Source organism: Pseudoalteromonas sp. SG44-5 (assembly GCF_014164175.1).
Lineage (GTDB): Bacteria > Pseudomonadota > Gammaproteobacteria > Enterobacterales > Alteromonadaceae > Pseudoalteromonas > Pseudoalteromonas nigrifaciens.
The window spans coordinates 383,763-397,184 of record NZ_JACJES010000003.1 but is presented as its reverse complement, the minus strand read 5'-3'; the positions used below and the strand labels follow the sequence as shown (position 1 = coordinate 397,184).

The window sequence follows — 13,422 nt, the reverse complement described above, 5'->3', positions numbered from 1 at the left end:
AGCTTGTTTAGTTGGGACTAATGTTTTGTAACTTGCTAATTACAGGTTAGCTGCCAGCTGCTTAACTATTTTAATATCGCCATTAATGGCTTTAGTTAAACGTGTACCGTACTCACTATCAGCTTTGTAAAAGTGGCTAAGCATTTTGTGCTTAACGTTACTGTCTTTTATTTTTACTAAATCGCCCGCTAGGTTATTGATCAGATTAGTACGCTCTTGCTTACTAAAACCTCGGTATAAAACACCTGCTTGCGCGAAGTTTTGCTGCTTTTTAATGGCGGCTTGTTGTACGTAACCTTGCAGTTGCGTTTGGCTTCTACGGGCAATTGGGTTTTCAGCTACGTTTTCTTGGCTTGGTTGATAGTTTACGTTGCTTTGAGTATTACCATAGTTCATTGCGCCGTCTTGGTTGTAGTTAACTACCTCCACTTTTGCACGGTTAATTGGCAACTGTTGATGGTTAGCACCAAGGCGATACATTTGCGTATCTGCGTATGAAAATACACGCCCTTGTAATAACTTATCTTCTGAGGGTTCAATACCCGCAATAATGTTAGACGGTGCCATTGCTACTTGTTCTGTTGACTGAAAAAAGTTAGTTGGCATGCGATTAAGCGTTAATGTACCTGCCTTCACTTCTTTTACACCTAACCACATTTTTGTTGCATCTAATGGGTTGTAATCAAAGTCGTCAAGCTGCGACGGATCAAGCGTTTTAATGTATAGATCCCATTCTGGGAAGTTACCTTTATTTACTTCGCTGTATAAATCACGCGTTAAATGTTGAAAGTCTTGGCTTTGAACTTCAGCGACTTCTTTTGCATTTAAATTCTCAATGCCTTGTTTACTTACCCAATGAAATTTAACGTACTTAACATCGCCCGATTTATTGATCATTTTATAAGAGTGAACACCCCAACCATCCATTTTACGTAAGCTTGCTGGTGTGCCGTAGTCGCTATAAACCCACGTTAACATGTGAGTAGAGCCTGGTTCGTGCGAGAAAAAGTCAAAAACACGGTTAGGATCTTGAATGTTATCTACAGGTGATGGTTTTAATGAATGGATCATATCTGGAAATTTTATTGCATCACGAATAAAAAATACCGGTAAGTTAAGGCCCACTAAATCCCAGTTACCTTGATCGGTGTAAAATTTAATCGCAAAGCCACGTGGGTCGCGCAGTGTTTCTGGGCTACCTTTTGAGTGAATTACCGATGAAAAACGTACAAAAACGTCAGTTTCTTTACCGGCCTCGGTAAAAGGTGCTGCCATGGTTAAATCATCTAAACTTTTTGATGCCACAAATACACCATGAGCACCCGTACCACGCGCATGTACCACACGCTCAGGAATACGTTCACGTGCAAAGCGTTGTAGTTTTTGAATTAGTTGTACGTCTTCTAATAACACACTGCCGCGCTCGCCTGCAGTTATTGAATTTTGGTTGTCGCCAACAGCTGCGCCGTTGTCTTTAGTTAATGTAGCCGCGCTTGCTGGTAATGCCATCGCAAGTGTTAACGCGCTTAATGTTAGTTTTGTATTCTTGTTTATTGCGTTTAATAAAATATTCATGTCGACCTTATTATTTAAAATTGCCGGCAGTGCTGCTGGCTGTTTAACTGTTGAGGAGTGTATGAATATTCCTTTGTTCGGTAAAGTTGATTAAATGAATTGGATTGATTCATAAATAAGATTGCAAGAGGGGCTTAAAATATACTTTTAGATCCAATTTTAGGTTTATATATTTTTTGTAAACTTGATTAAATACAGCGGCTTTTAGTTTTGTTTATTTATGTTTGTAGTAGCGACAAGTAAATTCGTTCACTTTTTGTTGACATTCAAAAACAATAAAGGGAATATGCTCGCTAGTCGGGCTTATGCTCATCTGGTGTTTTGCACAAAAAGTAAATGTTTAAGGTAACCCAATGAACGCTAAAATTGATTTAGTAATATTTGATTGCGATGGGGTAGTCATCGACAGTGAAATACTCAGCGCTCAAGTGTTGATTGATATGCTTGCGTATTTAACGGTTAACATTGACCGCGGATATGTACAGCAACACTTTTTGGGGTGTAATTTTAAAACCGTAAGTCAAAAAATCCAAAACGCCTTTAATGTCACTTTGCCAAATAGCTTTGAAGATGATTACCGAGAAGCGCTCTTAAACGAGTTTGGTTCAGCGCTCAGTACAACCGATGGCATAAACGAAGTACTTAATAACTTAGCTGTGCCCAAATGTATTGCCACAAGTAGCAGCCCAGCACGTACAGCTAAAGCATTAGATATAGTTAATTTAAGTAACTGTTTTAGCAATACGATATTTACCAGCAGTGAAGTAAAGCGTGGTAAACCCGCCCCCGACTTGTTTTTACATGCAGCTAAGCAAATGGGCGTAAAACCAGAGCATTGCTTGGTAATTGAGGACAGCGAAGCTGGCGTATGTGCAGCCATAAATGCCAATATGCAAGTACTGCATTACAGTGGCGGGCAGCACATGCAAGCGGCCATTAACTATGTTCGTAAAGTGTATCCGAATGTTGCTCACTTAACCCATTGGCAGCAGTTTTTTACAGCTTATCCTGCCCTTAAAAGTAAAAACATTTAAACATAACTACTTATACCAACACACATTTATAGGGTTTATAAGTGGCAAAATATAAGCGTTGTTAGTACTGGTATTAATTATAAAAACTAAAACAAGTGGTTACGCGTTTATAAAACTAAATTATAAGAAGCAAAGTCTTTAGGTATTAAGTACTTTGCTGTTAACAACTAGGAAATACCATGGCAACGAGTCCACACACACACACATTTAAAGATGTAAACGAAGAGCAACTTCCGGTTGCTAATAATAAGCTTCACGGCTGGAAACATTTTGCAGGGCTATACGCTGGTGAACATGTTGCTGCCACTGAATTTGTTATTGGCGCAACCTTTGTTGCATTAGGCGCATCAACCATCGACATTCTATTGGGGTTATTAATAGGTAACCTGCTAGCAATGTGTTCTTGGTGGCTAATTACGGCACCCATTGCAGTACAAACCCGCTTAAGTTTATATAACTACTTAAACAAAATTGCTGGTAACTCAATGACCAAGCTCTATAACTGGGCTAATGTAGTTATTTTTAGTGTTATATCGGCGGCCATGATCACGGTATCCTCCACCGCCGTGCGGTTTTTGTTCGACATACCCGCGCAGCTTGATTGGTATCCAAACAGCTTTTGGTTTGTCGCCATTGTTTTAGCCGTTGGCTCAATTGTTGTATTTGTTGCTATGTATGGCTTTTCAACCGTTGCTGACTTTTCAAAACTGTGCGCGCCCTGGCTATTTGTTATATTTATTGCAGGCTCGTTCGCGTTATTCCCTGAGCTTTCAAACCACGTATTGGGTTCTACCTCTTTAACTAGCTTTAGCGACTTTATGACCATAGGCGACTCCTCCATCTGGACGGGCACCAATGCCGATGGTGAAAAAGGCATTGGCCTATTAGAAGTGATTGGCTTTGCATGGGCTGCTAACTCAATTACTCACTTTGGTTTAATCGACATGGCTATTTTTAGATTTGCTAAACGCAAAAGCTATGGCTTGTTCTCTGGTGTGGGTATGTTTTTTGGTCATTACTTAGCGTGGATCTCTGCCGGTATTATGGGCGCAGGTGTTGCGGTATTACTTAAAACAACCATTTCGTCACTTGATCCGGGTGATGTTGCATACCATGCATTAGGTTGGACTGGATTTGTTATTGTAATTATTGCCGGTTGGACTACAGCTAACGCAAACCTTTACCGTGCAGGCCTTGCAGCGCAATCTATATTTGTTAATCAATCACGTGAACGCACAACCGCTATTGTAGGTGTGGTAACCGTGATTATTGCGTGTTTCCCGTTTGTATTTTCACAAATGCTTCCGCTACTTACCTACGCAGGCTTATTAGTTGTGCCAGTGGGCGGCATTGTATTTGCCGAGCATGTGTTATTTCCTAAAATTGGCTTAACACGTTACTGGGCTAAATATAAAAATATTACCCGCAGCATCCCTGCTATTGCCTCATGGGCACTTGCACTTGTGTTCGGTTTTGGCTTAAACGCAATTGATGTAATGTCGTTTTACTACTTGTTTATTCCTACCTGGATTTTCACCATCGTTATTTACACACTTTTAGCTAAAAAATACGGTGCCGGTGAAGATTACACGCAAGAGATTGCAGCAGAAGAGCAAGAGCAACGTAATATTAAAGAATATCAAGCAGCTGAGGCTAAAGACATTCCAAAGCCAGTAATTGATAGCTCTGTATTTACCAAAGTTCTTAATGGCATATCGACTATTTCATTGGTGATTATTTTTATTTTTGCCAGCCAAGTGATGTTTTTCAGTGACACTATGGTGATGTACAGCGCTAATAAGTCGCAGTTCGAAATTGCCTGTTTTATTTGTACTGTTATTTATTTTGTTACTGCGTACTGGTCGTTAAAACGCCATAAAGTACTCAATACAGCATCGTAATTACTTATCGTAATACAGTATCGTAATTTATATTTTATTTTTGTTTAGTAAGGTCGCACCATGACGCAACATCAACACACAAACGCTCTTGTTACAGGGCTAAACCAACAGAGCTTGGCTCAATTACCAAGCCATGTTGACACACCAAGTTACGACCGTAGCGCCGTTAAAGCGGGGATTGTTCATATTGGTGTAGGCGGCTTTCATCGTGCTCACCAAGCGGTATATGTTAACGAGCTTTTAAAAACCCCAGGCTCTGAGCAGTGGGGCATATGTGGTGTTGGCCTGTTAGAGGGTAACCGTGGTCTGCGTGATATTTTAAAGCAGCAAGATTACCTTTACACGCTAACTGTTAGACACCCAGACGGTAAAATAGATAACAAAGTAATTGGCTCAATGATCGACTTTTTGTTTGCTCCAGAGGACAAACAAGCGGTAATTAATAAACTCGCACACAGCGATACTAAAATTGTATCGCTTACTATTACCGAAGGCGGTTATAACTTTAACCCGGCAACGGGCGAATTTGATTACAGCAATCCAGATATTATTAACGACATTAATAACCCGAACGACCCAATTACGGCGTTTGGTTACATTACTGCTGCGCTAAAACTGCGTAAAGAGCAAGGTTTGGGCGCGTTTACAGTACAGTCGTGCGATAACATTCAGCATAACGGTAACGTAACACGCAAAATGCTTTTAGCCTTTGCCACAGAGCAAGACAAAAACCTAAGTGAGTGGATTGAGCAAAACGTATCGTTTCCAAATGCGATGGTTGACCGCATAACACCGGTATCTAAAAAGAGTGATATTGATTACGTGGTTGATGCCTATGGTGTTAGCGACGAGTGGCCAATTACTTGTGAGTCGTTTACACAATGGGTAATAGAGGACACCTTTAGTGACTCTCGCCCAAATTGGGATGTTGTTGGTGCACAGTTTGTAACTGATGTGACGCCTTATGAAACCATGAAAATACGTTTACTTAATGCTGGGCATTCTGTGCTTGGTTTATTAGGTTCAATTCATGGTTATGGCACCATTGACGAAACGGTATCTGATGAATTATTTGCCACATACCTACGTGCTTTTATGGATAAAGAAGTAACGCCAAACCTTGAACCGCTTGAAGGTATTGATCTTCAAAGCTACAAAGATACGTTAATAGAGCGTTTTGCTAATCCTAATATTAAAGACAACCTGGCGCGTATTTGCAGTGAAAGCTCTGCTAAACTGCCTAAGTTTATTATTGCTACAATTAACGAAAACCTAGTACAAGGTCGAGATGTGTCACTGGCAACACTTGTCATTGCTACTTGGTGTTTATACAGCGATAAAGGTGTAAGTGAAAAAGGCGAAAAGCTTGAAATTCAAGATGCGATGTACAAAGAGCTTAATTCTTACGCGCAAGAGACTCAAACTAGCCCGATTGCATTTTTAAAGTTAACGAGCTTGTTTGGTAAGCTTGAGCATAACGACACGTTTACTGCAGAGTATAAAAAATCGATTGCTGCGCTTTATGCACCTAATAGTAAAATTAAAGCCATTATGCAGGCTGCACTTGAGCAAAAGAGTAACTAATTATGAGTATTTTAATTAATCATAAATCAGGCGAAAACGTAAGTGTTAGCTGCTTTGGCGAAGTACTGTGGGATTGTTTTGACTCTGGTAAACGCCTAGGTGGCGCGCCGCTTAATATGTGTGTGCGTATTAACTCACTGGGCATAAAAGCCGACATGATCAGCGCCGTTGGTAACGACGAGTTAGGCGCTGAGCTGCTCGGCGAAATTGCGAGCAAAGGCGTAAGCTGCGATTATATTGCTATTAACAGTGACAAAAAAACCAGCACGGTTGAGGTAACACTCGATAGTGGTGGCTCAGCAAGTTATGAAATAGTGGCAGATACAGCATGGGATAATATAGCGCTTACAGATGAGTTACTGAGTAAAGTTAAAAGTAGCGATGTATTTGTATTTGGCAGCCTAATAGGGCGAAGCGAAACGTCTTTGGCAACATTAAATCAATTAGTTGATGTAGCAAACTTTAAAGTATTTGACGTAAACCTACGTGCGCCTCACTACACATTAGCAACACTCGTAGATTTAATGAACAAAGCCGACTTCATCAAATTAAACGACGAAGAGCTATACGAAATTGCTAAAGCTATGGGTTGTAAGTTTCATTCGCTTGAGCAAAACTTAGCCTTTATTGCTGCACAAACTAATACCGAATATTTATGTGTAACTAAAGGCAGCCATGGCGCATTACTCACCATTAAAGGCGAAAACTACTATAACTCAGGCTATTTAATTAGTGTTGTTGATACAGTTGGCGCAGGGGATTCGTTTTTAGGCTCGCTAATTTATCAGCTGTGCAGTAGTGATTGCGCACAACATGCGGTTGACTTTGCTTGCGCTGTTGGCGCAATGGTCGCCGAAAGTGCCGGAGCAACACCTACTTTAACGCATCAACAAATAAATGAGTTTATGAACCCATAAATAAATTGGTGATAAGGTATTATTAATTTTTATCGATAACTTATCGGGCAGAATAAAAAAGGCAGATTTACTCAGTAAAACTGCCTTTTTTATTACTCTAAATTTTTACATTCTGCACAGTTAACGTTCAATAAGGCCACGAAATAGGTCTAAGTTATTTTATTCGACTATAGTATTAGCTAAACGTCTTATAGTAAGAATATTAATCCTTTGTTAATGTTCGTCGATTATTCACGGAATGAAAGGCCGGAGCGGCAAACAGTGCGCTCTTTAATACAAATACAAAAAGAGAAACATGCTTTATGATCATCTTTTTTATCTGCATCACAATTTTAATACTGGGTTATAAATTTTATAGTCCCTTTGTTGAAAAGCAAGCAGGTTTAGACTCAACGATTGAAACACCACAACAGCGCTTTAGCGAAGGTGTTGATTACGTGGCTATTCATCCTGTGCGTGCATTTTTAATTCAATTTTTAAACATCGCCGGTGTAGGTCCTATTTTTGGTCCTATTCTTGGTGCTTTATACGGGCCCGTTGCACTAGTTTGGATTGTACTAGGTAACGTGTTAGGTGGTGCTGTTCACGACTTCTTCTCAGGTGTTATGAGTATAAAAGAAGACGGGAAAAGCCTGCCAGAAATAGCCGGACATTACTACAACATTGTATTTAAAGGCTTTATGCTGATATTTACTGCCATGCTACTATTTTTTGTAGGCGTAGTATTTATTATGAGCCCTGCGGGCTTATTAAGTAACCTTGATTTTTTTGAAGGTACAATGCTGGCAAATAACACCTTTTGGGTGTTGGCTATTTTAGCGTATTACTTTTTAGCTACCTTGCTACCAATTGATAAAATTATTACTAAGTTTTACCCAATTTTTGGCGCTTTAATGATTGTAATGACAGTTGCTATTGCAGTTTCGTTATTAATTAACGCACCACACTTACCTGTTGCAGGTGACTTTTTAGCTTACTTTAGTGGCGATCATGCACATGACTTTTTAGAGCCTAACCCGGATGGTTTACCTACGTGGCCATTGTTATTTATAACAATTACCTGTGGCGCTATTAGTGGTTTTCACTCAACACAAGCACCTATTATTGCACGCTGTTTAACAAACGAAAAATATGTACGCCCGGTATATTACGGCGCCATGATGTGTGAAGGTATTGTTGGTTGTGTTTGGGCACTTGCTGGTATTGCAGCATTCCCAGAAGGTTATGCAGGTTTAAAAGCATTACTTGATCAAGGTGGCCCAGGTTTAGTAGTTAATCATATTGCTAATAGCTACTTAGGTGTATTTGGTGGTGTTATGGCTATTATTGCTGTAGCTGTATTCCCAATCACTTCAGGTGATACTGCGTTTCGTTCACTGCGTTTAACTGTAGTTGATGCGTTTAATATTCCACAAAGCTTACGTAACCGTTTATTAGTAGCGATTCCAATTTTAGCAATTGCTTACTTTATGACTAAGCTCGACTTCTCGCTTATTTGGCGCTACTTTGCGTTCTCAAACATGCTGCTTTCTACTAGCGTATTATGGCTGGCAACTAAATACTTGTTTGACCGCGGTGCATTCCATTGGATTGCCAGTATTCCTGCAGTAATCGCCACAGCAGTGACGCTTTCATATATTATGACAGCGGCAATTGGTCTTAACCTATCAAGTGATATGGGCAAACCAATTGGTGCAGTGGTAGCAGTGATTGGCTTTATTACACTTGCCATAGTGCACTCTAAGCACAAAGGTAGAGTAAAAGTTATTAATTAAAAAATGACTATAAATCATAAGTGTTAATTAAAAACGAGCAGTTAAACCTGCTCGTTTTTTTATGCCTAATAATAAAAGCTCCATCACACTTACGGCTAAATAACATGACTTAATTTAATGCTACCAATATAACTGTTATTATTTGTTAATTGCTTTAACTGAGTTAGGAAAAAAAATGAAAATAGCCGCTGATTTTAGTAAGCGCGTTGTTGTACATAGTGAAAAACTGGAATGGGTAGCCTCGCCAATGGCGGGAGTACATAGACGCCCTTTGGACAGAGTAGGCGATGAAGTTGCCCGCGCTACAAGCATAGTGCGCTATGCGCCTGGCAGTGAATTTTCGCCGCATATACATACAGGTGGTGAAGAGTTTTTAGTGCTCGATGGCGTATTTCAAGATGAGCACGGCGATTACCCTGTAGGTAGTTATATTCGCAATCCTCCCCAGTCAAAGCACAAACCGGGATCTCAGGGGGGCTGCGTAATATTTGTAAAATTGTGGCAGTTTCAACCACAAGATAGACAGCATGTGTGTTTACACACTAAAAAAATGCAAGGCGTTACGCACCCCCAGTTTAATAATGTTAGCGTAATTTCTTTATATAAAGATAACTTTGAAGAGGTAAGCTTACTGCACTTTAAACCTAACGCCGACATGGTTATAAATGCAAAGGATGGGGCTGAGCTGTTAGTACTTGAGGGGTTGCTTAACGAGCAAACAGATACCCTTATTAAAAATAGCTGGTTAAGAGTGCCTATTAATAGCACTGTTAATGCTAAAGCAGGAAGTACAGGCGCAACAGTCTGGCTTAAAACCGGTTATTTAACTGATGTAGCAAACCAAATCACTCGATTAAAAAATGCATAATTAACCACTTCAAATGAAGTAGCAAAATACCCGTTATAGCTGAGCTTTGAGTTGTATCAGTATGAGCGCTAAGCTATCACCTATACTCAAAGTACATTTATTGTAAGAGTACTTATTATGGTTGGTTTAACGCACGGTTTATCTATTGGCATTGAACGCTCAGGAAGTGAGTTTTTTTTAACGCTAAAAGCGGTAGGTACATTAACTCACAAAGATTATAAGATTATTACACCGATGATCGACTCAGCCCTAAGTAAAGTGGATCACCCTATAGTTAAAGTGCTGATAGATGGCTCACAATTAGAAGGTTGGGAGCTTAGAGCCGCATGGGATGACTTAAAGCTTGGGTTAAAACACGGTAACAATTTTAAAAAAGTGGCTGTTTACGGCAATAAAGAGTGGCAAGCAACCTTGGCCAAAGTAGCGGGCTGGTTTGTAGCAGGTAAAGTAGCCTACTTTGAAAACGCCACCACAGCCATTGAGTGGCTACAAGAGTAGTATTAATGTGTGGTAAGTATAAATAAAATAGCAGTAAAGTTATGTGTTTTTATTTTTTAACCTCGGCCCACTGGGCTTTTAGCCAGCGGCTTAGGGTAATAATATCGGTTTGTTTTGCTCGCGATTTTTTATATACAAAATAAAATTTACAGCCGGTTTCAACTCCATGCAGTGGCAACTTAACTAAGTGGTTATCGTGCTGTGAGGCAATAAAAAACGCATCAATAAGCGTAATACCTAAATTATAACGCGCAGCTTCTGCGGCCAGTATAACGTGACTAAAGTGATTAACTCTTACGTTTTTAGGTAGCTCAAAGCCGCCGCTTTTACACCATTGCTGCCAGTCATTGGTGCTACGTTGCTCTGACTCATCATACTGCACCGACAACAGCGGGTGCTTCCATAATTCATTGGGCAGCGATTGATTTTTTAATTGCTGCCACATGCCTTTGCCACAAGCAGGGTAAAGCTTTTCTGCAAATAAAAATAAGCTGACAAACTCACCTTTAGGTGGCGTTGTGGTAATAAAACAATCGGCAACACGGTCGCTAAAATCCGCCTCATCTACAATCATATTTAAAGTTAAGTCGATATCTGGCGAGTCATGTTTAAAGCTTTCTAATCGCGGTATTAACCACTTTACAGCTAACGAGCTATAAAGTGCTAAACGAATATGCCCAGGCTCGCCGTAACGTATTTTTTGTGTGGCAGAGGCTAAACTGGTTAATGAATGACTCACTTCTTGATAGTAACGATTGCCCGCGTCGGTTAACGAAAAGCTACGACCACTGCGGTTAAATAGCGGCTCGTTTAAATATTGCTCTAGTAATTTAACCTGATGGCTCACGGCACTTTGCGTCACATTAAGGTGTTCAGCCGCTTTAGAAAAACTATTTAATCGCGCTACAGATTCAAAACACTGAACAGCACGTAATGGGGGCAATTTCATTATTAGTTAAACTCATGCTAAAAGTATTTTAATCATTATACATAATTAAACGAATTGCTCTATGCTAGCGTTTTTAATTTGCGGGCACGGAGTAACAATGCAAAAAATATCGGTTGGCTTAGGCATGACATTACTTGTGGTGGGTAATATTATTGCGGTTTTTTCTGATGCTATAATCAAAACTTTACCAGCAGAAAGCCCCACGTTTCAGTTTGTATTTATGCGCCAACTTACCGCAGTATTAATTTTGCTCCCGTTTTGTTTGTCGGCGAATAAAAAACATTTATTTGCCGGTTTAAAATGGCATGCGGTACGCGGACATGTATGGTTATTTGGTATTATATTTATGGTGTTTGCGCTCAAAGCTTTACCGCTTGCAACCGCTAACGCTATTTTTTATGCAGCGCCTTTATTAATGCTGCCTTTAGCAGTAATGATATTTCGTGAACAGCTAACAAAAAGCAGCATAGCTGTGGCTGTTATTGGCTTTATAGGGGTACTTATTGTTATTCAGCCTACCGACATTAATTGGGCGGCTATATTTGCACTTGTAGTCGCAATTACACTGGCAATAAATAATGTACTAATACGAAAGTTACCTAAACATCATAGTATTATGCAAACTTTGTTACTTACCAATTTAGTAGGTATGCCTGTGGGATTAGGTTTGGCGCTGTGGGAAAACGAGCCATGGCATTGGGCCGCACTTATTACTGCGTTTGGCTCTACACTGTTTATTTTAATTTATGCGGGAATTTGCGTGTATGTTTATAGCAAAATCGAATCGAGCCAAGTTGCTAGCGCTGAATATAGTGGCTTAGTGGCGGCTGTCGTTGTTGGTTTATTTTGGTTTGGCGAAGTGCCTACACTTGGCTTAATAATTGGCGCATCGTTAATTATTTTACCCTTAGTATGGTTGGCTAACGTACAAAAAAACAAACAGCGATTGGTTAAACGTCAACTCACAAAATAAACTACTGCGCGTGGTGTGCACTGCGCAGTAGTACTTAGTGTTTAAGCCAAATAAACAAATGTAAGTTAATTTTCGCTTATATTACTTTTGTAAACCAAACGGGTCGTCAATACTGTGGCTAGGCTCGGTAAACCATTTTGCACCACTGTCGGTCATATAAAAATGATCTTCTAAGCGCACCCCAAATTCATCCGGTATAACCAGCATTGGCTCGTTACTAAAACACATGCCAGCGGCTAGTGGCGTTTTATTACCGCCTACCAAATAAGGCCATTCGTGAATATCTAAACCAATGCCGTGGCCTGTACGGTGCGGGCAACCAGGTGTTTGATAATCAGGGCCTAAACCTTGCTCAGCTAAGTAGCTGCGCGCAGCTGTATCTACGTCTTCACATGGCACGCCAATTTTTGCTGCATTGAAAGCTGCAATTTGTGCTGCTTTTTCATTATTCCAAAATTGACGTTGGCGATCAGTTGCTTCACCAAACACATAAGTGCGGGTAATATCAGATAAGTAATCATGTACTTTACAGCCAGTATCAATAAGTACCATGTCGCCTTTTTTAAGGATTTGCGGATCTTTTACCCCATGCGGAAATGACGTTGCAAGCCCAAATAACACGATACAAAAGTAGTTACCCGGCGCGCCTACTTTTTGATGCGCTAGCTTTATAAACTCTTCAACTTCAGTGGTACTAATACCCTCGTGCAGCATGCTTGCCGTAGCTTGGTGAACCACTAAGGTCATATCCATAGCGCGTTGCATTAACGCCAGCTCATTGGCTGATTTATGCATTCTACAATGTGCTGTAACAGGTTGAGCATTCACTAAATTTAAGCCCGTTTGCGCTTTATTAATACCATCAAAAATAAAGAACTGCGCGCTTTCGTCAATACCAATAGTGCCATTAGCCGCAATACCCATTTCCGTTAATATATTAACAAATAACTGATATGGGTTTTGATGCTCTTGCCAACCACGGATTGGCCCGTCAATTACTTTAAAACCATTGAGTGAGCCAATTTCAAAATAAGGAGCTATGTATTGCACTTCACCTTTAGCAGGCAAAATTGCGCCAACTAAACGCTCACTTGCATACCAACGCATACCGGTAAAATAAGCCAGGTTAGTACCTGCATTTAAATAAATGGCATCAATGCCATTGTTTTGCATATACGTTTGCGCTTTGGCTATACGAGATAAATATTCTGCCGGTTGAATAGGGGTTAAATCGCTGGTCATATTACTTAAGCTAGCGAGTGCTTGTTCTTTGGTTTGGGTGCCAATACCAATTGTGGTCATAATGATCTCCTCTTTTATGCGGCTATTGTGCTTGTGCGGCAGGTTA

11 protein-coding genes are annotated in these 13,422 nt (G+C 40.1%); 8 read left to right on the top strand and 3 right to left on the bottom strand.

Annotated features, from left to right (window positions below; translation table 11 throughout):
* Positions 1 to 39 precede the first annotated feature (39 nt).
* Entirely contained in the window at positions 40 to 1,575 is a 1,536-nt protein-coding gene (locus H5079_RS06325) for a catalase (RefSeq protein ID WP_220488945.1), read from the bottom strand.
* Between the two features lie 353 nt (positions 1,576 to 1,928).
* On the opposite strand from H5079_RS06325, the gene H5079_RS06320 reads away from it, so the two are divergent.
* From H5079_RS06320 to H5079_RS06290, 7 genes are all read left to right on the top strand, one after another.
* Positions 1,929 to 2,609 (top strand): HAD family phosphatase, encoded by a 681-nt coding sequence (locus H5079_RS06320; protein ID WP_182683723.1) that lies wholly within the window; start codon positions 1,929 to 1,931, stop codon positions 2,607 to 2,609.
* 179 nt (positions 2,610 to 2,788) lie between these two features.
* On the top strand, positions 2,789 to 4,510 hold the full coding sequence (locus H5079_RS06315; RefSeq protein ID WP_179807724.1) for a cytosine permease: 1,722 nt from the start codon (positions 2,789 to 2,791) through the stop codon (positions 4,508 to 4,510).
* A 60-nt stretch (positions 4,511 to 4,570) separates the two neighbouring features.
* Entirely contained in the window at positions 4,571 to 6,094 is a 1,524-nt protein-coding gene (locus H5079_RS06310) for a mannitol dehydrogenase family protein (RefSeq protein WP_182683722.1), read from the top strand.
* A 2-nt stretch (positions 6,095 to 6,096) separates the two neighbouring features.
* Positions 6,097 to 7,011 carry a carbohydrate kinase gene (locus H5079_RS06305; RefSeq protein WP_011329842.1) on the top strand — a complete coding sequence of 305 codons (915 nt, stop codon included), beginning with the start codon at positions 6,097 to 6,099 and terminating at the stop codon, positions 7,009 to 7,011.
* A gap of 302 nt (positions 7,012 to 7,313) precedes the next feature.
* Entirely contained in the window at positions 7,314 to 8,786 is a 1,473-nt protein-coding gene (locus tag H5079_RS06300; RefSeq protein ID WP_011329843.1) for a carbon starvation protein A, read from the top strand.
* 175 nt (positions 8,787 to 8,961) lie between these two features.
* A complete protein-coding gene (locus H5079_RS06295; RefSeq protein WP_011329844.1) occupies positions 8,962 to 9,654 on the top strand; it encodes a cupin domain-containing protein in 693 nt (230 codons plus the stop codon).
* Between the two features lie 117 nt (positions 9,655 to 9,771).
* Positions 9,772 to 10,152 carry an STAS/SEC14 domain-containing protein gene (locus H5079_RS06290; RefSeq protein ID WP_182683721.1) on the top strand — a complete coding sequence of 127 codons (381 nt, stop codon included), beginning with the start codon at positions 9,772 to 9,774 and terminating at the stop codon, positions 10,150 to 10,152.
* Positions 10,153 to 10,201: 49 nt separating this feature from the next.
* Here the strand turns inward: H5079_RS06290 and H5079_RS06285 are convergent, their stop codons facing one another.
* Positions 10,202 to 11,101: a LysR family transcriptional regulator gene (locus H5079_RS06285; RefSeq protein ID WP_010553616.1), complete on the bottom strand. Its 900-nt coding sequence runs from the start codon at positions 11,099 to 11,101 to the stop codon at positions 10,202 to 10,204.
* Positions 11,102 to 11,198: 97 nt separating this feature from the next.
* Here H5079_RS06285 and H5079_RS06280 point away from each other — a divergent pair, with 97 nt between their 5' ends.
* Entirely contained in the window at positions 11,199 to 12,074 is an 876-nt protein-coding gene (locus H5079_RS06280) for a DMT family transporter (protein WP_010553617.1), read from the top strand.
* An 81-nt stretch (positions 12,075 to 12,155) separates the two neighbouring features.
* Here H5079_RS06280 and H5079_RS06275 read toward each other — a convergent pair whose 3' ends face one another.
* Positions 12,156 to 13,376, bottom strand: a complete 1,221-nt coding sequence (locus H5079_RS06275) for a Xaa-Pro peptidase family protein (protein ID WP_011329847.1) — start codon at positions 13,374 to 13,376, stop codon at positions 12,156 to 12,158.
* Positions 13,377 to 13,422 lie beyond the last annotated feature (46 nt).